Origin of the sequence: Paenibacillus sp. ov031, from assembly GCF_900143165.1 — a bacterium.
Lineage (GTDB): Bacteria > Bacillota > Bacilli > Paenibacillales > Paenibacillaceae > Paenibacillus > Paenibacillus marchantiae.
Map to the genome: position 1 here is coordinate 382,799 of NZ_FRDO01000003.1, position 20,885 is coordinate 403,683.

The window sequence follows — 20,885 nt, forward strand, 5'->3', positions numbered from 1 at the left end:
AACAAACTCATATAGATGCCCTCCCACCCAAATTGGTACAGTTACACTGTAAAGATCATACATCGTAGGGGGATTGAACAATGATCAAATTCAAAACATGGTGGTCACTGCTCATGGTTATCGCGCTCATCACGATCACTGCGTGCGGCGGTGGCGATACAGCCAGTGACAATGGTACCAAAGATGATACACCGGCGACCGTCGGTTCAGCTGAAGCAGAAGCTGCTTTTGCCAAAGGTAAATACGACCCACCCATCGAATTCAGTTCGGTATTGATGCCGAAGAAATACGTGCAAGGGGACACCAAAGAAAATAACGTTCACGATCGCTGGATGTTGGAAACACTGGGTATGAAGCATAAAGATACCTGGTATCCGGCCAATGACGATCAATACAGACAAAAGCTGCAACTGGCTATCGCCTCTGGCGAGAAGCTGCCTGATTTCGTATCCGTACCGACCAATGCGGTATTGACCAATCAGTTGATCGACTCCGGTCAATTCATCGCCATTGATGAGTTGTTCGACAAGTACGCGAGTCAGACCCTGAAAGATCACGCAGCAGCACATCCTGAACTGTGGTATCCATTCACCAAGGATGGCAAGAAATACAACATGCCAATCATGGAGTATACGGATAACGACGATACGCTGCTCTGGCTACGTGAGGACTGGATGGAGAAGCTGAACCTGGAAGCTCCGAAAACCATTGCAGACCTTGAGAACATCATGGACAAATTCAAGAACGAAAACCCGGACGGTCTGTCTCCAGACAAAGTATTCCCGCTGGCGATCTCGCTGAAAAATAACACCAACACCTGGATGGGCGGGCTCGACTGGTTGTTCGGTGCATACGGCACAATCGAGGAGCAATGGAACAAAGACGCAAACGGCAATCTGGAGTACGGCTCCGTTAACCCGGGTGCGAAACAAGCCCTTGCCAAGCTGGCTGAATGGATGGACAAAGGTTATATCCATACCGACTCCGCCCTGTGGGATGAAGGTAAATCCGCTGAGAGCTGGACCGCTGGCAAAGCGGGCATTCTGCCTGGCGCAAACTGGGTACCCGACTGGCCGGCACCTGACCTGCTGAAGAACGTACCTGGCTCAAAATATAAAGCTTACCCTGTTCCGGCTGGCCCAGACGGCAAGATCGGTACGAAGTGGCAGAACTCTGGTGTCAACGCCAGTATCATGATTAACAAGGATGCGAAGCATCCAGAAGCCATCTTCCTGTACTACAACTACCTGCTCGATAACCTGGCTAACCCGGCTGCGGGCAGTGAATATGAATACGGCTTCGCCAAAGGTTACGACTGGGATATCGTAGACGGACAACCGACCAGTGACAAAGAGAAGATCAAAGACTTCTCCAACGAGTTCCCTTTCCTGACTGGCCCGGCTCGTATTCCGGATCTGTACATGAAAACACTCGTAAAACTGGCCAACGGCGAGAAGCCTGAAACACCGTACGAGAAACAAATGGCCGAATTCCGTAAACCGGAAAACTGGTATGCAGGTAAAGTCGTTATGTCCCAGATCGACATTCGTAAACAGAACTACTTTACTGGCGCAGCCACACCAACCATGGTATCCAAATGGAACCTGCTCCGCCAGTCCGAAATGGAAACCTTCAACAAAATCATCTACGGCCAACTGCCGGTTGATGCCTTTGACCAATTCGTCACCAACTGGAAGGCCAATGGCGGAGATCAGATCACGCAAGAAGTGAATGATTGGTTTAAGTCGGTAAGTGCGAAGTAAGAATTGGATTTTGGAAAAGTAAAGCATTAAAACCCGAGCCGAAGCGAGTAATTCACGCTTCGGCTCGGGTTTTTAAGTTAAAGATCGGGGTCGCTTTCCCTGACTTATGGGTTCGCATTAGTAGTTTGATGAGCCTTTGTATTTGTCTCCTCCAACATCGACTGGCCCAGCAAGGAAACTGTGAGCTGAATGCCGTCTCTTAGCCCTTTCATGTACAACCGCTCATTCTCTATTCCTTTGCTGACAATATAACGATTCTCCCACTCGGCATATTCAGGTGTCTGTTCAACATCCTTACCTGCAAACAAAGTTACAAATGCTTCGTCTGTTTCCCCACGTACCCGATTAAGTTCAGGATCATGCTCGATCTGGGAAGACACCTCTTCCAGCCTTGCCTGAATCGCTTGTTGCATCCACGATGGAAAATCCATTGTTTCTCCTCCCCTATGCATTATGTACCTCACCCATCATCGTACAACTCGGTTATTCCTCGCCTTCATTTCACTCACTCGGGTCACCAGTTCATCCACCCTTCGGCTCTGTTCTTGCACTTCGGGGTTGTCCCACAACGGAATCGCTTGCTTCAAGGATGTCTCTCCAAGCTGATTAAGCTTGCGCCGTTCCTCTTCCAATAAGTCAAGCAACCGGCTCATACATCCACCTCTCTGATGGGTCTAAACTGCACCATGTCTTGTTAAGACTAGGCATGATTAGTCATTTTTAATGCGATTATCGGTTTATTTTATTTTAATTCGATATCCGCATTAAAACAACCATTATTTCTCATACAATTTGGTTGAAATGAGAGGTGTACATAATGAAGCATAGACAAGAACCACCTGGCGACAAAAACATCATCGGCTCCCGAGTCGTAGCTATTCGTAAAAGTAAGGGCATCAAACAACGGGAATTCCTCGCCAGATTGCAAACACTAGGTTTGGATATCAGTCAGACCAGTCTTTCCCGTTTGGAGGGTCAATATCGTCTTGTTCAGGATTATGAAGTGGTGATGATTGCGAGGGCTTTGGAGGTTTCAGTGGGGTATTTGCTTGGGGAAGCTGGGGAGTAAAGAACATCATTTAATTTTTTCATTACTCCCACCAAGCAACAATTTCCTTCTTCTGGGTAGATGGTGAACCGTACAAAATAATAATCAAAGCAATTATTTAAAAACTTGGCCTTACAATAGACAAACCATAGAGAAGGTAATAATGATTTGCTTTTATTCTGCTCCATAATTTTCCTTATTTTCAACCACTCTTGTCAGTGGTGTTCCCAATGTATTTATAAGTTTAATTAGATACACATTGTTAATTCTTAATCTCCATTGAATTAATCTTATCCATTGGTATAGTAACAATATTTTTGTTTCTATCAATACCAGTGGCTAGCTCTTTATTAATATCATAGATCAACATATCGTAGGTTCCTTTTTCAGTTTCTATATGCATTGTTCTTACTTTTTTTCCATCTATGAAGCTGGCTATCTTGTTAGCTTGTGTTAATTGACCAAGCCAGTAAACATGTGTACATAATGAAATTATTAGAAAAATAGAAGAGGTAAACAGGATTAGTCTTCGCTGGCCTCTTCTATATGATTTAGCACAGAGAAAAATATAGATGAATAATGAGAAGTAAATAAAAAAATAAATCAATAAATGTGGTTCGTTTAAATGATCACTTAAGTAGTTTTTAGTCATTTGATAAAAAATTAGTGTAATTCCGTGAAACCAGAAAGAAGCTAACACAATGTAAAATCCTTTTTTAAATGGGGAATTAAATTTGTTAATGAAAAAACGTACTACTGGGAATGCTAAACAAATAAATGGCAGTAACAAACCCAGTGAAATAAATAAACCTTTATAAAGATATACTTCAAAATTAAAAGGATACAAAGGGAATGCTAGATCCGACATTAATGTATCTCCATTTATTGCACTGAAGCTACCTTGAAGACAAAGAAAACCAATAACATATATTATTGCTGGTACAAGAAAATAAATTTCCTTATATTTTAAAATGTAACTCAGCATACTATTATTATTTGTCATATTGTAACCTCCATAATAATTTAATTGATGTTTATAAATAACACTTAAACAGACTGGACATAATTCAGTGTTCTCACGTATGTAATTTCGCCTAACATAAATATTCACGACCCAACGTCTGTCGCTTATAACGCGAACGCCGGACCCAGGACGAATTTCCTCAGCCCAAATATTATGTTATGTGATGTTTCTGTCCTCATTGAATGGCTTACAAAAACACTTAATTAGTTTTATGTCGAATCTTGTAAACATATCTTCTTACTCGTTTCCCCATTAATGTTCACACCAAGATTTTTTTTCATCAATTCCTATTCTATCTTTCCATCACTCTTGACCCCATGAGATAGCTGATTTACACTCTCGGCATCTTCCCCCTAAACTCTAGAAAATTAATCCTCTATATTCAAAAAAAACATTTCTATAAGGTAATTCTCTATAGATGAAGCATTAGAATGTATAGTAGTGGAATATTGGAAGCTTTGTCCATGTACTCAAATTCAACAACTCAATGGTGGATCAGTCCACCCATTATTTGTTATAATTATTATCTTGTTCGCATTCGCTAATTCCAGCTATCTCCCATCATACATCTACTTGTCGAGATCGACCTAAATCTGATCAAGAATAGTACTGGTCTCTATTTTTTAACCCATTTATTATATCTTATTGTAAATACCACCAACTATATTGTGATTTTCTTGCCATTTCATTGCTCACACACTCACAGGTTTTGTATACAGAAATTCCGCCTAATGGTTCCTGTTTCACGACATCTGGCGTAAGCCTGTTGTGTCCGGCTAACTCTCCTTCTCCCAAATCCTACTCCGGACCGAGCGCTTATGCTTAATGCGTGAATTTCATGTTAGCTATTTCAGACACTACTTTGAAATACAAAACTATTTTACTCAATAGATGATATTTTGTATGCTTCTTTTAACGAATTGAAAGCATTCAAAATATCGTTCCTACTTATGTTACATTTCGGACGAACAATCGCCTGAATTGTTGCTACTTTGTCATCTTCAGTTGCTATATTTTTAAACAGCAAGTATTCTTTATGGACACCTAGTATCTCTCTCGCTTGCATTACAAAAGGTTTAAAGCTAAAATTATTGGAATCAGGCTCCAAAAAAACACGAAATATCATCCTTTTACTTGAATTCGAGCCCTCAAGTACCACATCATTAATATCCTCTTTAATTTCTTTTGCCTTCTTATTTAATTCATTCTCGAGCATAAATTTGATGGCCGTTTTATCGAATGTTTCCCCCTGAGCATCAATTTTAGTTTTAAATGTATTAACAACTTCATTCATTTTCTCATCAATTGTTCTACTCATTGCACTTAAATCTAGTCCGCTTACCTTATTATCAACCTGACCGATTTTTTCTTTCATTTCTCCTAAAATAAAACTAATCTCATCTTTAACCTTCTCTGTTTTTGTAGCTTCTCTTACTGATATATATATGGCTACACCACCAAGTGCAATTGAAACAAAAGTTGATACATAGGATATTATATTCATTACTTCCGACTTATAGAGAAAGGACAAGCCACAAGCATAAATAATTACTGCAAATAGCCAAAACCAATCTTTATTGCTCCACTTCATTGTAAACTCCTCCTCATTAAATAAACATTGATTGCTTACATCAAAATTTTCCAGATTTCACGACCCGACCTATGTAGGGTTTCCGGCGCATGCAGGTCCGAGGACGAATGTCCGCAACGTGAATATTATGTTAGGTGAGGTTATTGCCTTCTTGGGAGACTTTCGATTTGTCTTGTTCTTTTAGATATCCATATAACGCTGAAATATATGTTGAGATGGTTATTTGAGCACCTTTTCCATTCTGATTCATATGTATCCCTAAGTTTTCAATGATTTTATCCTTTATCTCTTTATTTGCAATTATTTCGTTCAGCTCTTCAACCCTGTCTTCAAGTCCAAAATTTTTCATTTCCTTCATTACTTCGTCTCTAAAATTCTCATACCAATTTTGCTTTTCTGTCCATATTAAGAATGCTTCTACCGATCTAGTATTCGGAGCTTTATCATGACAATCCCTGCACATTAAAAACAAATTTGAGGGTTCATCAGTACCTTCAAATTGCTTGGCAATAATATGGCATCTCTGTAAAGGGACATTATCCCAATTCTTTATTATTTCTTCCCTAGTTGCATGAGGTTTCTTTATATCATATTTATCCTGCCAAAACCTTCCACATGCCCAACAACACGGTTCTCCCCAATCAATTCCCTTCTTAGCTAACCAATTCATCCAATATTCAAATATCTTTGATTTCGAAGGCATTCCCATCTTAAACTATCACTCCTTTCATTTAATCGATTACAATAATTTCGCCTAATGTTCCTGTATCAATGACGTCTCACCGACTTAGGCTCCGTCAGAAGCCGGCCGCGATGCGGTTAGTCGGTGCATATGTGTCCGCTGAGTCTACTTACAGGCCAATCGCTTATCGCTGACCGCGGATCTGTCAGGCTCCGATGCGTGGATATAAAGTTAGACGAATTACTTGGCTTCCTGACCTAACAATCCAAATATAATTCTTCTACACAAGCTTCCATAACAATTGATTTAGTACTTCCATTTCTAATCCTTTTAAATCCGCATCTCTTATAGTAATTTGATAATCTACTTGAACTTTTAAAAACATTAGACTTCTTTGATAATTTTGATTTCATTGGTTTTGCAATTAGAAATACAATTCCACTCGCATTTCTGAGCATATATTTAAAAGTATGTTGTATCAATTTTAAACCTACCTCTTGCCCACTGAATTCCGGGTGTACGTCTAATCTCTGTATGTAATATAAACTTCCGTATTCGAAAGCTTCTCCATATATATCTTGATTTACAATCGTATCCGCTCTTTCACCAATTAATGCATAATCTCCGTCTAATGCATCAAGCCAACAAAACCAAGAATCTCCCATTTCTTCTTTCCATTCATTTGGAAATTCCGTTATTTCTAATCTAGCAACAACTATTTGATCTTCATTTTCTTCAAAATAATATTTTTCTTTTAATTGATTTTCCAGCTCTTGCGTCAATGTACATTCCATATCGATTTGTTCCATTGAAACTACAACAGATATTGTATGATAAATTGGTGGGTAATCTTCATTAAATTCTGAATGAGGAAACTCATAAAGTGTTCCAGTAGTTTCATAAACCATTTTCGGTGAAACATCTATCTTTAGTACTCTTTCATCCACAGATATTTCTAAAATCATTTTGGTTTCTCCCTTTTCAAATATTTCGAAGCATTATAGCGATCTTCTCAAAAACAACTCTATCTATAATCAATTCTCATCTGATCGAAATCATTACTTCAAACAGTTACATGAACTTCTACCTCAGGATATGCATAAAACTCTATTTCTTTACGATGATGCAGACCTCTCAGTTCAAACAATCCTAGAACGTGAAATCTACTTGCAAGGTTTTAAGGATGCTCTTCAATTACATAATGAATTAAATATAACTTCTAATTAAGAGCCAAACGGCTCTCTTTTAATTTGATTCTGTCGTGTAACGTTATTCGTATGCCGGACCTATGACGAATGTCCGCATCGTGAATATTATTTTATATGACGTCTTTCCTTAGTATTTATGAAACACGATTTAGAAATTATTATTTTAATTTCTCAACTACATACTTCAAGTCCACTTCATCGTTTTCACAGTTCCATTCTTCTAATTTCTCAATAATACTGCTAGCTAAGTCTTCTTGATATTTAATATACGCTATTGTGGTATCTCTATACTTTTCATTAAGATTTACCATAACTGCTCTCTCATTTTCAAAAGATTCATTAAATTTGAATAACTCAACTACAAAGCTTCTAATTAGTTCAGGATAAGAATCTGACAATTCGTTAAATAAGTCCCTACAACTATGAGAATAGTATCCGCTTTTTAATGCTTCTCGCATAATAGCTGAAATTAAATCATACTTAGATTCATTTGAGACTAAGTCAATCCACACTTCTTTATCAATTTGCTTAAATAAAAGTACCGCTTTATTTGCAACATTGAAATCCCAATTATTTATGTTTTTAGTTATAACTTTAATCCAGTGTTCAAACTGAAATCTATCCTTCATAGCTATTATTAATTTGATAAAATCACTGTCTTCATAATGATCTAAAATAAATTCTTTTCTCATACTTTTCATTATTTTTTCATAAAAAACAACATCACAATTTTCGGCTTTTATAATATCGTAAATGAAATTGTACTTTACACAATTAATTTTAGGTGCATTTTTAAATCTAGTAAGCGATGCTACTATTGAATTACTATGATTCTCATTTCCCTGTAAACGCGAAGATAATACAACTTCCACCCAACTTTCCCTGTTTGCAACTTCAATAGCATCTAAATTAGCACTCAATTTAAATATTATCTTTTCTATACTGCTCTCATTTAAATGATTTATTATTTCAATATTTTCATATAACAATTCAAGCAATTCATTTTCATTCTGATCCTTTTCAATTAGTGGCGAGATGATACTTTCATATTCATGTGGTAGTTGTTGCAAAGAATAAGCTAAAAAATAAATCAAGTTTTTTTTGTGAGTATTTGTTTTCGGAGCAATGGTAACTTTACATATTAGTTTTAATAATGAACTAAATGCTTTAGGATGAAACTTTATTAATCTTTCTTCTACAATTGCCCTGATCCTAGAAGGTTCTTTAACAGGGAAAAACGACTTTTCTTCAAGTTCTTCTATCAATCCCTTCATATGTCGGAAACCAAATAATACAGGTTTAGATAACAATATATCTATCACTGATGTAAAAACATCTCTAGCTTTTTCTGGCGAACATACAAAACTATTAGGATGAGCACAATCATTTCTCGTGTCTAAGCACCGTATTAATTCTTTAGCTTCATTGCTATTTAACATATCAATTTCAGCTGTAGCACATTGTTCAACTAAATACTTCTCATAAACCTCTAGATCACGTTTTTTCTGTTCTACTTTATCATCAAGTTCTCTACAAGCTAAATCGCTCGATGCCATTGCTTTTACTTTCATATGCAAATCATAGATTGCTGATATCACACTCATGATTACACATGCTTTATAAGAACCTGCATTGTAGCATCTTAGAGCTTCAGACATATGAACTTTAGTTTCTGGGCTCTCTACCTTATTCAACATTTCTTCTATATCACGTAGCACTATCCATTCCTTCTTCCTCATCAATTTATTAAATTTTTAACTTTTAAAAGACTAATCTTTGTAGATTTTAGGTGTCAAATAACTTTTCTTTGTTCATGAACTCCGAAGAAGTTGTATGCTGAAATCCCTCTACGAACTCTAACAGACCAAAGCTACGTTAGGATCATTTTCCATTTAATTAAAGGGGCTAAGATAAAAACGCACATTATTACTTAATGCCTCAGTTAAAAGTCTACTTTGATTTAGCATTTTCTTTAATCCTGTAATCCATTGATTTCTGTTAATTTCGTATATGAGAATCCACTTATCTCCATAGATAGTTTCATTTATCAGTTTAGATTTTAAATCACTCTTACTAATTTTAATTTCATTCTCTCTATTCAAGCCTTTCTTTTGAACATAGTCTAAAGCCATAATTGTAGATAACGGTTCAGCATGGACAATAATATTAACAAGATTCTTCACTTCAATCTCCATATTAAGAGAACCCATTACACAAAGTAGCCATATGGTTTCAAGTTCATGTTTGTAATTAAGGCAACTTGCTAATATGTTGTTTATATTCTGTTGTATTGATCTATCAAAAGTGAAGCTATTGTTTATTATTACATTATGTACATATTCAGCCATATTAGGGAATGATAAAATTATATTAACTAGGTGCGAGAAGACAAGTTTCTTCTCTTTATTTGGAATAGTGTGGCTACTTAAAATTTTCAAACCGTATTTTAGAACACCTTTGTTATTTTGGTGAAGTTCTATCATTTTCTCTATATATTTTAAGTATCCGTCTTTAGAAAAATCATGTTCTTTTAGAATTTTGGTAAAGTCTTGGTTCAACTGATATGGATATTTACTTATTTGTGTCTTTTCAGTATTAATATGCATTTTATAATCATAAAGTATATTTTGAAATAGAGGGATAAATTCATTGATCTCACTTTCAGTTCTAAAATAGAAGTTGTAATCATCCACATAACGCTTAAAATGGTGCCCTTTCCCACTTAAAATCTCATCAATAGAGGTCAAAATAATTTCCGAAACAATTCGAGAACTCAAAGGACCTGTTGGAATACCTTTAGTTTCATTATTGTTTATAGATCTAACTAACTTGTCAAATTCATCATAACTTGCGTATGTCAAATTTCTTAGTGATGGACTTTTTTTAAGTTCATCTTTTGATTGTTCCTTACCATATAAAGCCCATGTTAGACTATGCGTATAGATGTTCTCATAGCATTTACTTAGATCAATTTTTAAAAGATACTTGTAACCAGCAGAATATATAGTGCGGTCATGATAATTTTTCATAAATCTAGAGAATACTTTGTACCCTCTGATTTGATTAGGTGCAATGATATTAGAGTACGAATGTTGATTTTGGCGAAGCTTATATTCTATAACTCTTCTATGTTTTTCAATAGCTTCGCAAAGCATAAGATACAAATCTATGTGAGGGATAGCAATAATTCTCCTTTCAAGGTCACTCTTGTAACTTGAAATAAATAAACAAGGAGTAGATTCAATCTTCCTAGATTTTAAACTTGTTGAACTCAAATTTATCATTGATGGATTAGCTTTAAGAAATTCTGCTATTTCAATACTTGTAAATACTTGAGATGGTAGATTATCTGAAAAAAATCCACATTTAATCAAATTATATATTGTTAATCTCATCATAAATCTCCATTCACTTTTAATAGTTTGCATTGTGTTTGATTCTGTTGTATAACGTTCCTGTATTCACGACTCGACGCATGTCGATTGTCCGGCGAATGCCGGGCCAAGGGTGTATGCCCACAGCGTGAATATTATGTTATATGAAGTATCTATACTTGTAACATACAAGTCACTTTAAAATATGCACCAACGTTTTAAATTTTTCTTTAATGATACTAAAATCTTCTTTTACATTTCTCTGATAGACAGCTTCTCTATCTAGCTTAAAGTCATCTGTGAAATAAATTTCAACGTTACATTCATGCTTTTTAAAGTAGTCATTAGTATTAAAAACAGGTAAAGGTACGAACAAATCTCCTGTTTTATCAAAGAGCACGCCTTTAATCTTAAACAAACTCAGGAGTTGCCTTAAATTAAAATCATTGGTCAAAAAGAACGGGATAAAAAAACGCCCTTCTCCACCGAGCTTAAGAAAATATTCCATGATACGAGGAACTGAAAAATCCCAAGCTATATTTTCTATTAGACGAAATAATTTTTCAGTATTCATGCCTTTGTTGATTTTATTAAGCATATTAACGTTTTTTGAATTCAAAAAATATTGATGCGCTACAACTACTTCTCTCTCATAATAAATTCCTAAATCATCATTGATGAACCTAAATAATTTATCTATTTTTTTAGGAACGCTCACTTTATTCTCGAATTTATGTATTAAAATACCAATGAGTAATAGAGTCATACTTTGATGAAGATTTTTGAATAAGCTCATCATTTCTTTAATTCCATTTGCATTAAATGTACCATTAAAAATTCGGTCAGCAAGAAGAAAGGCCTCTGTTTCACTGATTCCGTAAGAGATAGTTCCGTTATCTATATACTGTTTCTGATCAATACTTTTGAAAAGCTCTAGACTGACTAGATTTTTATATAACTTTGCTCGTTTATCCATTCTGATTGACTCATCTAATTCTTCGTCTAATTTAAAAGAATTTTTATAATTCTCAATCATGTAAAACAAATAATCATAATGGTATCCTCCTCGAATAAGTACATCTATAGATTGAAACACTTCATTATTCATTGTTGACCATCCAGTATTCGTAACGAAATTATCAATATAGCTAGCATAATTAGTATCCAACATGATTGAATAATCCACTTTAAATGTTGTGTCATTGCTTCCATTCATGATCATTTCTTTAATTAAATCATTTTCTACAAAGTACAACTTATCACTTGAAAAATAAGGAATGAAGTGACTGTTTTCAGATTCAATAAGTTTTTTTATTCCAATGGGATAACTACTTTTATGATAGTTGTCTAACGATAAAACTGCTCTTGTATCATCGGAAGTGTTCATACTTGCCCAAGCTTCAAAGAGCTCATTTGGTTCACTTGCTTGCGAAAGATTATATAAACCTGCTCCAAAACTATTGCTTTTTCTATACATAAACTTGCCTCCAAAATAAAGTGATCCCCAAAGATTTCATGGATATTTCATAAAACTTTCCTGTATTCATGAACCCCGAAGGGGTTGTCAGCTGAAATGCCTCTCCGAAATCCATCTAGCAGACCAAGGCTCCACAGGAGCCGCAGCGTGAATATTATGTTATACGACGGAATCGCTTCTCGAAACGGCTCTCACTATTTGTTTTCTTCCGGCACATATTCGATCAAATCAGACAACTTACAATTAAACGTATCACACAACTTGAATAGTGTTTCTAATTTTGTTGTTTCTATGTTCGTCTCTCTATATAACTTGTTGATTGAGTTCCGACTTAGACCTGATCTCACCATCAATTCCGTTATATCATCTATTCGATGTTCTGCCATGAGTTCTCGTATATTACACTTGATTACATTCATCTTTTCCCCTCCATAGCTCTATCTTATCTTTCATATTAGTAATCATCAATGAAAAGCGAAGTTTTAACTCTATAGTGTCAAATATCCACCTTTCGATTAACTTTATAAAGTTATATAATTACTCTATAAAGCTAACAAAAGGAGGTATAGGTATGGTTAATACTTTAGAATCGCTAACAGAACCGCTTATTAGAATACGTCTAGAATTACTCTTTACTGAACTTCTGGAATGTCATGCGGAATACAGTCAGCTTTGTGCGGAGACAGATCAATACTTCAAAACACTTCGTGACGCTTTGCCCGATCAGTTTCAACATACGGTTTTTCTTTGCGAAGACGCTCAAATTTCTCTTCAATCCATCTTAGAAAGAAGTATCTACATACAAGGCTTCAAAGACGCTCTACGACTCTTTAGTGAATTGCAACATTGTTAGACAAAATAAATTGATTCTTTGTAAATTTTATTGTTTAATCATTCTTTAAAACGCCCGATCAGATAGAATTTAAGATCTATCTAAGATCGGGCGTTTCTTGACTTAACTCTCATACTCAGATTATTGATCTAATCAATTCTCTTGACATCATCAGCTATAATTCATTATTTTTCTTCTCTTATTTAAGAAATTATTTACACTCAAATCAAATAAAATCATTTAAGTATAAATATGAGTATGCTTTTTTTCTATAACATTCTTAGCAAATTCATCATAGGCCTCATTGTTGGTGTCGCGTGTAGATTCTATCATACTACAAAATCTTTCAAAACATTCTTCAAAAATCTCTTCTTTCTTCACTCGAGTTTCAATAATGCTACTAAGCGAAGAGGGAACAAAATGAATAAACTTAGGAAACAATTCCTGCCAAAGAGACACAGCACCTTGAAAATCAATATTAGTATTAAAAGACAGGTCATTCATGTTCGTTACCTTTCTATTTAAAATAGATTCTATAGATTTTGCCACACTTGCGATGAGAACATATATTGAACCAGAATGACTTAAAAATTCAAGTATTTTTTGTTCTGTTGTTTTCAGTCCTTTTTCAGTCTTAGAAACTTCTTTAAGTCCTAATTTCAAGTCTAATATTGCTTTGTATAAAGAATACGTAAACACTATGTGAAATGGACTAGTTTGTTCATTAAAAACGTTTGAGTATAAATCATCATTTTCCCATATCTTAGACTTAAAATGTGTTGCATTTTTAGGATCTCCATGAAAAGCTGTAAGAGATTGAGCCACTTGATCTGAAACTAATAAATTTCTGCTTCTTTTTATTGTGTCTTCACCATTTCCTCTTCTTCCACCCAAATATGTTACATCTGAATAATACGTTTTAAATTCCTTTCTTAATCTGCTTTGAACAATATCAGTACTTCTGAAATCAGCAACTTGGACAGTATTTTGGCTATTATTAAATCTAATGATGTCCTCAATAATCTTAGGACTTTTGCACTCAATGAATCTTACTGGAACAATTGCGCTCTCTCTAGGCGATCTAGCAAGCGAACCTATAGCCCCAGTGGTTTGAGCCCCATTTACAATTGAGATTCCAGTTATTTCAACATTTTGATATATTGTATTTTCTTTTCTACTTCTTATTCTTTTAGAAGGTTCAAGCTTACTTACAAGAGCAGTAATTCCATTGTTAAAAACTAAAAAATTTTCAGGATCACTGCTTGCAGTTGTTTTAATTCCATTATTAATATTGGATTCTGTTTTTCTACTTCCTAAGTAGCTTCTTACATTAGCAGAAAATAATTGTTCATTATAGGTCCTATACATCTCGTGGATCCATTGAGCTGAGACAGCAGTGCTAAAGACTTTCCAATTCTCCGTTTCATGCAAGTATCCTCCTAAAGTTTTAACAGAGATTGTATCATGCACTAAAATCGGTGCGCTAGATGCTTTATACCATTCTTCAATAGTCTCGATCCCAATTTCTTTTGAAGAAATTTTGACGAAATCCAAGTTTTTTGATGTAATTGCTTGTTTAGCAGTTATTTCAACTGTCTTCAACTCATCCTTTATTTCTTGGTGCTCATGACAATTATGTACATACCAAAATTCCAGTTTATTTATTGTACCTTCTTCAATAGCATTTCTTAAATCCTTAACTTGCGCCTGGATCAATAAAGGTAAATCTTCTATATTTCTAGAAAGTACCCATGACACAGCAGTATTTAGATCACTAGCTTTATTTTTTTTGGCACAGCGCTTCACACTCTCAGCAAAGTAACTTTGCCCAACTATAGCTGTTTTTTCTTCAGTATTTATATAAATCAAATCACATTTCCTGTCGTTTTTTCCATCAGTAACTGTACTTGCCGCTATACTATGGATATCGTCAATATTGAATTTCAATTCAATAGCTAATAACGCCCAAGCCTCACTATTATATCGTTTCAGATCCTCACGAGTTTCAAAATATTTTAATGAAGTAAATACCATCACAAAACCCTCCATATGATCTATTAGATTATATTTTGATATCATAGCGCCTTTCTTATCGCTATCTTTTAATAAACGTATTTATCCGATTATGCTTCATTATTATAGCTGGAGAAGTCCCTTTCCTATTGAACCGACCCTGCTTGTTAGTTAACTTTGTTTGTTGAGGGCTTTCAACTTAACTAGATAAAATATAAATCATATTTTTAAATAATGATAAATAAATCCTTTAATTTGTGTCTTTAAAGTCTCATTTCCTATTTCATCAAAAATTTTGAATGCTCGATCCATATGTAAACGTGCTTCAGCATTTTTTCCAGAATAATATTCGGTAAGTCCTAAATTATACAGCATTTCTCCTGTACCTTGTTTGTAACCAATCCCTTCTAAGATATCTAAAGATTTTTTCAATTCATTTTCAGCTAAAACATAATCACCTTTGTTCATTAAGGTCTTTCCAATGTTTCCATGACTGAGACCAATACCTTTTTGATCGCTAATTTCATTCTTGATTTCCAGCGACTTCTCTAATGATTCAATCGCAAGATCATATTCTTTTTGTTCATTGTAAATCAATCCTTTATTTCCATACTGATCTGATAAACTTAATTTATTATTATGATGCATGCTTATATCAATTGATTCTTGCGTATACTTGAGTGCATTTGAGTAGTCTCCCTTTCTCCGATAAACAACGCCTATATTCCCTAATACAACACCTTCTGAATAATTATCTTTAGCCTCTCTATAATTTTTAAGTGCATCAAAATATAAATCCAAAGCCTTTTCAAACTTCATCATGTTCTTGTAAAGTATTCCTAAGTTATTTTGAACGTTTGCTAAAAATCTAATGTCACTTTTTTCAAATAATTGTATTGATTCAATAAACAGACTTTCTGCCACATCGTTTTTTCCTAATATTCGATATGCTATCCCCATATTCCCTAAAACACCAGCCTTCAAATCACTCATATTATCTATTTCTATCATTTCTAGAACAGACTTATATGTTTCTAAAGACTTACCAAAATCATGTTTCTGAATTTGAATAGCTCCCTCATAAGTACATAATGATAATCGTTCTTTAAAACTTAAAGTATATTTAATTCTCATTTTCGAAATTTCTTTTAGAGCATTGTCAAATTTGTATTCACGCATTAAAAGATTTATCTTAATTGCATGCTCTTTAATTTCATTGTTATCTGTTTTTAGCACACCGTCATGCCAGTAAAACGCACTATCAACATTATACGGTATTCCAATATAGTTACTTATTATATATTTATATCCTTCTAAAGATAATTCTTCAATTAAATCAAAATCTAGAAATTCCATTTTTGAAATGGTAATAGTTTTTTGTTTTCTCCAATTAGAGTTTTCTTTATCCAATACTTCCTTTATATATCTTTGAACAAAAATATAATAAAAGCACTTTTTCGATTCAACCCACAGTAATATGAATACAGGTAACCAATGCTTCTCATAATCCTTCATGTTCTCAGTATTCATATTTTTGAGTTTGACATTATCATTTAAAAATACACTATCCGTCGACTTTAACTGAATTGAAATAGTTTTTTCTGTTACATTCTCATCTGTATCAACGATTTGAAGTTCAAAATCAATTCCATAATCCTTTTCTTTTTTTCGGACAATCCAATTTTTCTTAGTTACTAAATCTCTTAGCGCATTTTCCGACAATTCTTCAAGGTTGTGTGAACGTTTTTTTTTCATAATTTCCTCCATACATATTTATTTTTAGATTCTGTCGTATAACGTCTTTGTATCTACGAACCCGAGAGGCTTAAAGGAGCGTACGCGACTGGGTCCGACGTACTTACCCTCGCAGGGTTGTGAGCTGATACATCTTCTTCGCTTATCTCTTCTTGCGAACCAAGGGCCGAAGTGCCCGCAGCGTAGATACTATGTTATATGATGGGCATGTCCACTTCGATCAACAATCAAAATTTCTTTATGTACTCTAAATTGTTATGTTCTCACTTTCTTTAAGACTTACAAATTCAATATCATTACAATAGAAGTTAATAATTCCGTTCTCGTAGTCCTCAATTAAATATTTCATTGGGTGATATCCATGATCCTTTAAATCTCTAATATTAAATCCACTTATTTGAGTTAGTGCCCCTCCAGATTCAAGCTTAAGACTTTCAATATTAGAAAATCTTATAACTAACTCATATGTTTTTGAACTCTCCTTAATTAAAAAAGTTATATCTAGTATTGATATGTTCTCAAAATACTTGTCTTGAGTAATATAGAAGTGAAAATTCGAAAGCCATTCTATTTGACGGATAGTAAAGTTACCAATAAACGGTTCTATGCTTTCTATATTTCTTATCATCATCAAAAAAACTCCTTAAATGATTAGTTACATGTCTTTCATATAACATCTAATTTATGTACTTCGTAAATACCACACATCCTGCATGATATGTGAACTACGTATATGATAACTTAAGGTGTAGTATTTGCGAAGAAGAATTTGGTGAAAAAGAGATTTATTGAAGCATTCAATCTCCCAAATCCATCCGATCCAGCGGGCTTTGAATACGCTGGATATTTTTCGTACTAACATGCGTATATCGCTGAGTTGTACGTGCACTCGTATGACCAAGTAACTCCTAAATATAGCGCAGGTCTGTCCCGTTTTCCAGCAAATGAGTGGCGAAGGAGTGTCTCAGCGCATGAATACTTACCTTTTTCATAATTCCTGCGCGTTGTCTAGCTTCTTCAAATACCTTCTGCACGCTCCGCTCAGTAAGATGTCGATCAGAAGATTGCTCCGGAAATAGCAAACGATTGGGTCTGTATTCATCTATGTATTTCTGAACCATATCCCAGACGAGGCTTGAAAGAAGCGTTCTCCGATCTTTTTGACCCTTTCCCTGTCGCACAATGAGTGTCTGCCTTTCAATATCCAGATCGCTGCAACGCAGACGCACAACTTCACCTACACGAAGCCCGGAAGAATAGGTCAGAAACAATATGGCTCTATGTTTAAGGTTGGTTACGGATTTGAGTAATTGTGCAACTTCCTTTTCGGACATCACTTGTGGAAGCTTGGTCTGCTTCTTGGGACGAATATACTGGATATCCGTAGGATGATGGAGCACATGTTTGCAATAGAAGCGGAGCGCGCTAATGGTCTGATTCACGCTTGAATGGGAAATTCCTCGTTCCAGCAAACCTAAACAATACATCTGAACATTGGAAGTAGTGACATCCTTATTTTTAAGGCTAAGGCTGCTTAGAAAACGCTCGACCTGATTACAATACGCTTTGATCGTTTTGCGACTATATCCTCGTAACTTTAGTGCCTTCTGTAACGGTTCTTTGCTCCACTGGTTGTTTCCCCTATTAGCTTTCCATTGCTGCAGTTCTTCATTGTCAACCCACAACTCCGGGGTAATCTGAACTTCATCTGGATCAAACTGGCTCGTAAACTCCTGGATGGCCGCAATAGTGTAGGGTATGATCCACATTTTCTGTTTGGGTTCCCACTTTCTGCCCGTAATCTGGCGAATGCGCTGAATATATGCAGGGTTATAGGGACAACGAATATGCAATGAATGAGTAGAACCTTTAGTTATGGTGATCTTCTTTTCCGTTGTAGTATCATCGTTCATAGGAAACTCTCCTTTGTTTGAGTCTATGTCTTTCTCCGCAATTTTGAGAAATAAAAAGGAAGGCTATCCTCATCCCAAAAAGGGAATCAGATGACCTTCCGATGCTTTCGGAACATATATGATCTTTAAAAGTAAAGATGGGCACAGCCAGTGCAAAAAAAAACTGCCATTCCATGTAGCTTCAACAAAGCATACCTACTGTCAATTTGTCCTCATGGATAATAGTAGACGATTGAACCCGCAGGTATTTCGTCTGGGGATATACTTTTACCCAAACATATACCGATATTTTTTTTACCGGCTATAGAATGGTTAATTTGAGTAGAAACAACTTCAAATATTTGCTCTTCCCCATCCGTTTTTTTGATGATAATCTGTTTACCGATCATCTCTTTGATTGTTGAAGGAAGTAGTTCATCCAACTCTTCATTAGCCCCCATAACGATGGTTCCGAATTCCGGAGTATCGAAGACTAACCCCACGCCAAACAGCATTTTAGTTTCCATTGTATGGCCTCCTTATCTCTGATCTATGAATAGCTCGCCTTTGACATCTCGCACTCTGAGATCGGCATTACGAAGTCTAAGCATCGCATCTCTCAATAAAGCATATCGTTCAGTAGAATGAATTTCAGGAGCAAACCTTGCTGCCCGAATACTTGCCTGAGCCTCATTAAGAGCATAGTTTCTTTTGATGACTTCAGGAGGAAGACCATAAAGTGGGAACGCTCTATCTGCAATAGAAGCCTCATAATGTCCAACGATCTCGTGAGCTAGTGTAGCATTCATTAAAATGCGAGTATTCCCACTCAAAGTCCCTACTCCTTGGGGCTGCTGCTGGTAAGACATCCGTATTGATAACCAAGCGATTATACATCATGCCTGTATTCTAGATATCATAATAACCTGGTTGTGCAATTAAGATGTTTTCTTCGGGGAAATCAAGTTTGTTTAAGTACCGTTTAATCTCAATCTTCAGGTTATCTGTCAGCGGTGTCTCATTACGTTGTCCGTCACTTAAAATCTGTCTAAAATCGACTGTACCCTCGTATTGGATAGGGGTATCGATATGCAACTTGGGTTTGAAAACAGAGCTTACTCCTAATACCATACCACCTGTGCCAAGCATATTTATCCAATTTTCACTTGACCACGCATTTGTAGGCAGGACAGCTTCCCTAATCGTTCCATGGACCCCAAATGTCAACCAGTTCAGTGTGTCTTGAGGCGACTCTAAAACTTTGTCAGCTCGATCAACATACCCGTTTACGAGTCCACTTGGAATACCAAATGTCCAGTAATCCAGAAATCCGCCTACACTATCATATCTCTTCTGATATCGGTCATCTGCCGATTGTATAAATGCTTGTCCTAGCTCTTTTAAACTATCTACAGACTTCTCAACTGCATTCCGATCGTCTACACCTTCCTGTGGGCCACAAGCATTCGGTGGTGGTGGTAAACAGTTTATGTCTACTTGCCCTTCCGACCCGTGATCTGCTTGGAGAAATCGTTCTCCATGGTTATGTAACACAGTTGATATTGAACTCATAAGTGTGACAACTTCAGTCATAACAAGCTGTGACTTCTTGAAATCATAGTAGAACCTTTCTCTAGTACTCCCATCCCAGTTCGCTTCAATATCAGTCATGCTTCGTAGAAGACTTTCATTCATGTGTTGAAGAGTAGTATATGTTTACTAATTGCGAAAAGTTGCTCTGGCGTAACCATAATTCTCGTCATAAAACACCTCACACCTACTAAAGAAATATTTAGTTTCTAAATTCAGGGAATATCTGGATTTTAGCGTTCATTTATTACCTGTGTCAAATACCTGTAGCAATAAGCCACTGAACAATCTGAACTAGAGCCCTTTTCTCAAATGCAACAATTACACCATTCAAGAGAGATGTCGGAGAATTTCCCCTTTCCAATTAACGATGTTTATTTCTTTGTCTTTCAAGAGACACCAATCAATCATTTCACCTATCAATTTTGGCGTGATGATCTCATCGCTCCATTTCGGCGTTAGTACTCTTCTGTATCCTATATATTCTAACGTCCAGCCTTCGAATTCTTCTCCGATGATGACTATAAATGGGATCTTGTTCTTAATACTATGTTGTCCCACTTCATAAGTGACGATTAACTTCTTATCCTCAGAAACAATATGTAATTTGATTATCCCTTCATCGTCAAAATCCGG

The 20,885-nt window shown here is 35.6% G+C and carries 21 protein-coding genes; 4 read left to right on the forward strand and 17 right to left on the reverse strand.

The window, feature by feature from the left end:
- The first annotated feature begins 80 nt into the window (after nucleotides 1–80).
- Nucleotides 81–1,763 carry a type 2 periplasmic-binding domain-containing protein gene (locus tag BUA17_RS15580; protein WP_072734185.1) on the forward strand — a complete coding sequence of 561 codons (1,683 nt, stop codon included), beginning with the start codon at nucleotides 81–83 and terminating at the stop codon, nucleotides 1,761–1,763.
- A 104-nt stretch (nucleotides 1,764–1,867) separates the two neighbouring features.
- Here BUA17_RS15580 and BUA17_RS15585 read toward each other — a convergent pair whose 3' ends face one another.
- Complete coding sequence (locus tag BUA17_RS15585) at nucleotides 1,868–2,194, reverse strand: hypothetical protein (protein WP_072734186.1); 327 nt, start codon at nucleotides 2,192–2,194, stop codon at nucleotides 1,868–1,870.
- A 36-nt stretch (nucleotides 2,195–2,230) separates the two neighbouring features.
- The gene (locus tag BUA17_RS15590; protein WP_072734187.1) at nucleotides 2,231–2,416 is read right to left on the reverse strand and encodes a hypothetical protein; all 186 of its coding nucleotides are present in this window, start codon (nucleotides 2,414–2,416) and stop codon (nucleotides 2,231–2,233) included.
- A 164-nt stretch (nucleotides 2,417–2,580) separates the two neighbouring features.
- Between BUA17_RS15590 and BUA17_RS15595 the strand changes: the two genes are divergently transcribed.
- Nucleotides 2,581–2,832 (forward strand): helix-turn-helix domain-containing protein, encoded by a 252-nt coding sequence (locus tag BUA17_RS15595; protein WP_072734188.1) that lies wholly within the window; start codon nucleotides 2,581–2,583, stop codon nucleotides 2,830–2,832.
- A 241-nt stretch (nucleotides 2,833–3,073) separates the two neighbouring features.
- On the opposite strand, the gene BUA17_RS15600 is transcribed toward BUA17_RS15595, so the two are convergent.
- From BUA17_RS15600 to BUA17_RS31220, 4 genes are all read right to left on the reverse strand, one after another.
- Nucleotides 3,074–3,814, reverse strand: a complete 741-nt coding sequence (locus tag BUA17_RS15600; RefSeq protein WP_072734189.1) for a hypothetical protein — start codon at nucleotides 3,812–3,814, stop codon at nucleotides 3,074–3,076.
- Nucleotides 3,815–4,715: 901 nt separating this feature from the next.
- The gene (locus tag BUA17_RS15605) at nucleotides 4,716–5,426 is read right to left on the reverse strand and encodes a hypothetical protein (protein WP_072734190.1); all 711 of its coding nucleotides are present in this window, start codon (nucleotides 5,424–5,426) and stop codon (nucleotides 4,716–4,718) included.
- A gap of 130 nt (nucleotides 5,427–5,556) precedes the next feature.
- Nucleotides 5,557–6,135 carry an HNH endonuclease gene (locus tag BUA17_RS15610; RefSeq protein ID WP_072734191.1) on the reverse strand — a complete coding sequence of 193 codons (579 nt, stop codon included), beginning with the start codon at nucleotides 6,133–6,135 and terminating at the stop codon, nucleotides 5,557–5,559.
- 230 nt (nucleotides 6,136–6,365) lie between these two features.
- Nucleotides 6,366–7,073 carry a GNAT family protein gene (locus BUA17_RS31220; RefSeq protein WP_072734192.1) on the reverse strand — a complete coding sequence of 236 codons (708 nt, stop codon included), beginning with the start codon at nucleotides 7,071–7,073 and terminating at the stop codon, nucleotides 6,366–6,368.
- Here BUA17_RS31220 and BUA17_RS31685 point away from each other — a divergent pair.
- Nucleotides 7,060–7,335: a hypothetical protein gene (locus BUA17_RS31685; protein WP_072734193.1), complete on the forward strand. Its 276-nt coding sequence runs from the start codon at nucleotides 7,060–7,062 to the stop codon at nucleotides 7,333–7,335. The two genes, BUA17_RS31220 and BUA17_RS31685, sit on opposite strands and share 14 nt — an antisense overlap.
- A 139-nt stretch (nucleotides 7,336–7,474) precedes the next feature.
- Here BUA17_RS31685 and BUA17_RS15625 read toward each other — a convergent pair whose 3' ends face one another.
- The 4 genes from BUA17_RS15625 to BUA17_RS15640 form a co-directional block, all read right to left on the reverse strand.
- Nucleotides 7,475–9,034 (reverse strand): hypothetical protein, encoded by a 1,560-nt coding sequence (locus tag BUA17_RS15625; RefSeq protein WP_072734194.1) that lies wholly within the window; start codon nucleotides 9,032–9,034, stop codon nucleotides 7,475–7,477.
- Between the two features lie 174 nt (nucleotides 9,035–9,208).
- Entirely contained in the window at nucleotides 9,209–10,714 is a 1,506-nt protein-coding gene (locus BUA17_RS15630; protein ID WP_244552156.1) for an RNA-directed DNA polymerase, read from the reverse strand.
- Between the two features lie 169 nt (nucleotides 10,715–10,883).
- Nucleotides 10,884–12,167: a hypothetical protein gene (locus BUA17_RS15635; RefSeq protein WP_072734196.1), complete on the reverse strand. Its 1,284-nt coding sequence runs from the start codon at nucleotides 12,165–12,167 to the stop codon at nucleotides 10,884–10,886.
- A gap of 194 nt (nucleotides 12,168–12,361) precedes the next feature.
- Entirely contained in the window at nucleotides 12,362–12,586 is a 225-nt protein-coding gene (locus BUA17_RS15640) for a helix-turn-helix domain-containing protein (protein ID WP_018883096.1), read from the reverse strand.
- A 152-nt stretch (nucleotides 12,587–12,738) separates the two neighbouring features.
- Here BUA17_RS15640 and BUA17_RS15645 point away from each other — a divergent pair, with 152 nt between their 5' ends.
- Nucleotides 12,739–13,020 carry a hypothetical protein gene (locus BUA17_RS15645; protein WP_072734197.1) on the forward strand — a complete coding sequence of 94 codons (282 nt, stop codon included), beginning with the start codon at nucleotides 12,739–12,741 and terminating at the stop codon, nucleotides 13,018–13,020.
- Nucleotides 13,021–13,239: 219 nt separating this feature from the next.
- Here BUA17_RS15645 and BUA17_RS15650 read toward each other — a convergent pair whose 3' ends face one another.
- The 7 genes from BUA17_RS15650 to BUA17_RS31695 all read right to left on the reverse strand — a co-directional run bounded on the left by BUA17_RS15650 (nucleotide 13,240) and on the right by BUA17_RS31695 (nucleotide 20,354).
- Nucleotides 13,240–15,033: an AIPR family protein gene (locus tag BUA17_RS15650; RefSeq protein WP_072734198.1), complete on the reverse strand. Its 1,794-nt coding sequence runs from the start codon at nucleotides 15,031–15,033 to the stop codon at nucleotides 13,240–13,242.
- Between the two features lie 198 nt (nucleotides 15,034–15,231).
- On the reverse strand, nucleotides 15,232–16,767 hold the full coding sequence (locus BUA17_RS15655) for a tetratricopeptide repeat protein (protein ID WP_072734199.1): 1,536 nt from the start codon (nucleotides 16,765–16,767) through the stop codon (nucleotides 15,232–15,234).
- Nucleotides 16,768–17,014: 247 nt separating this feature from the next.
- Nucleotides 17,015–17,398, reverse strand: a complete 384-nt coding sequence (locus BUA17_RS15660) for a hypothetical protein (protein WP_072734200.1) — start codon at nucleotides 17,396–17,398, stop codon at nucleotides 17,015–17,017.
- A gap of 277 nt (nucleotides 17,399–17,675) precedes the next feature.
- Nucleotides 17,676–18,680, reverse strand: a complete 1,005-nt coding sequence (locus BUA17_RS15665; RefSeq protein ID WP_280174357.1) for a tyrosine-type recombinase/integrase — start codon at nucleotides 18,678–18,680, stop codon at nucleotides 17,676–17,678.
- 212 nt (nucleotides 18,681–18,892) lie between these two features.
- Nucleotides 18,893–19,186, reverse strand: a complete 294-nt coding sequence (locus tag BUA17_RS15670; protein ID WP_244552157.1) for a hypothetical protein — start codon at nucleotides 19,184–19,186, stop codon at nucleotides 18,893–18,895.
- A 12-nt stretch (nucleotides 19,187–19,198) separates the two neighbouring features.
- Nucleotides 19,199–19,492: a hypothetical protein gene (locus BUA17_RS31690; protein WP_244552158.1), complete on the reverse strand. Its 294-nt coding sequence runs from the start codon at nucleotides 19,490–19,492 to the stop codon at nucleotides 19,199–19,201.
- A gap of 76 nt (nucleotides 19,493–19,568) precedes the next feature.
- Entirely contained in the window at nucleotides 19,569–20,354 is a 786-nt protein-coding gene (locus BUA17_RS31695; protein ID WP_348537076.1) for a WXG100 family type VII secretion target, read from the reverse strand.
- Nucleotides 20,355–20,885: the final 531 nt, after the last annotated feature.

What these genes read in the sequence shown, in the direction of transcription:
- BUA17_RS15580 (WP_072734185.1), top strand. Translation starts at nt 81, where the DNA reads ATGATCAAATTCAAAACATGGTGGTCACTGCTCATGGTTATCGCGCTC.
- BUA17_RS15585 (WP_072734186.1), bottom strand. Translation starts at nt 2,194, where the DNA reads ATGGATTTTCCATCGTGGATGCAACAAGCGATTCAGGCAAGGCTGGAA.
- BUA17_RS15590 (WP_072734187.1), bottom strand. Translation starts at nt 2,416, where the DNA reads ATGAGCCGGTTGCTTGACTTATTGGAAGAGGAACGGCGCAAGCTTAAT.
- BUA17_RS15595 (WP_072734188.1), top strand. Translation starts at nt 2,581, where the DNA reads ATGAAGCATAGACAAGAACCACCTGGCGACAAAAACATCATCGGCTCC.
- BUA17_RS15600 (WP_072734189.1), bottom strand. Translation starts at nt 3,814, where the DNA reads ATGACAAATAATAATAGTATGCTGAGTTACATTTTAAAATATAAGGAA.
- BUA17_RS15605 (WP_072734190.1), bottom strand. Translation starts at nt 5,426, where the DNA reads ATGAAGTGGAGCAATAAAGATTGGTTTTGGCTATTTGCAGTAATTATT.
- BUA17_RS15610 (WP_072734191.1), bottom strand. Translation starts at nt 6,135, where the DNA reads ATGGGAATGCCTTCGAAATCAAAGATATTTGAATATTGGATGAATTGG.
- BUA17_RS31220 (WP_072734192.1), bottom strand. Translation starts at nt 7,073, where the DNA reads ATGATTTTAGAAATATCTGTGGATGAAAGAGTACTAAAGATAGATGTT.
- BUA17_RS15630 (WP_244552156.1), bottom strand. Translation starts at nt 10,714, where the DNA reads ATGATGAGATTAACAATATATAATTTGATTAAATGTGGATTTTTTTCA.
- BUA17_RS15635 (WP_072734196.1), bottom strand. Translation starts at nt 12,167, where the DNA reads ATGTATAGAAAAAGCAATAGTTTTGGAGCAGGTTTATATAATCTTTCG.
- BUA17_RS15640 (WP_018883096.1), bottom strand. Translation starts at nt 12,586, where the DNA reads ATGAATGTAATCAAGTGTAATATACGAGAACTCATGGCAGAACATCGA.
- BUA17_RS15645 (WP_072734197.1), top strand. Translation starts at nt 12,739, where the DNA reads ATGGTTAATACTTTAGAATCGCTAACAGAACCGCTTATTAGAATACGT.
- BUA17_RS15650 (WP_072734198.1), bottom strand. Translation starts at nt 15,033, where the DNA reads ATGGTATTTACTTCATTAAAATATTTTGAAACTCGTGAGGATCTGAAA.
- BUA17_RS15655 (WP_072734199.1), bottom strand. Translation starts at nt 16,767, where the DNA reads ATGAAAAAAAAACGTTCACACAACCTTGAAGAATTGTCGGAAAATGCG.
- BUA17_RS15660 (WP_072734200.1), bottom strand. Translation starts at nt 17,398, where the DNA reads ATGATGATAAGAAATATAGAAAGCATAGAACCGTTTATTGGTAACTTT.
- BUA17_RS15665 (WP_280174357.1), bottom strand. Translation starts at nt 18,680, where the DNA reads ATGAACGATGATACTACAACGGAAAAGAAGATCACCATAACTAAAGGT.
- BUA17_RS15670 (WP_244552157.1), bottom strand. Translation starts at nt 19,186, where the DNA reads ATGGAAACTAAAATGCTGTTTGGCGTGGGGTTAGTCTTCGATACTCCG.
- BUA17_RS31695 (WP_348537076.1), bottom strand. Translation starts at nt 20,354, where the DNA reads ATGAATGAAAGTCTTCTACGAAGCATGACTGATATTGAAGCGAACTGG.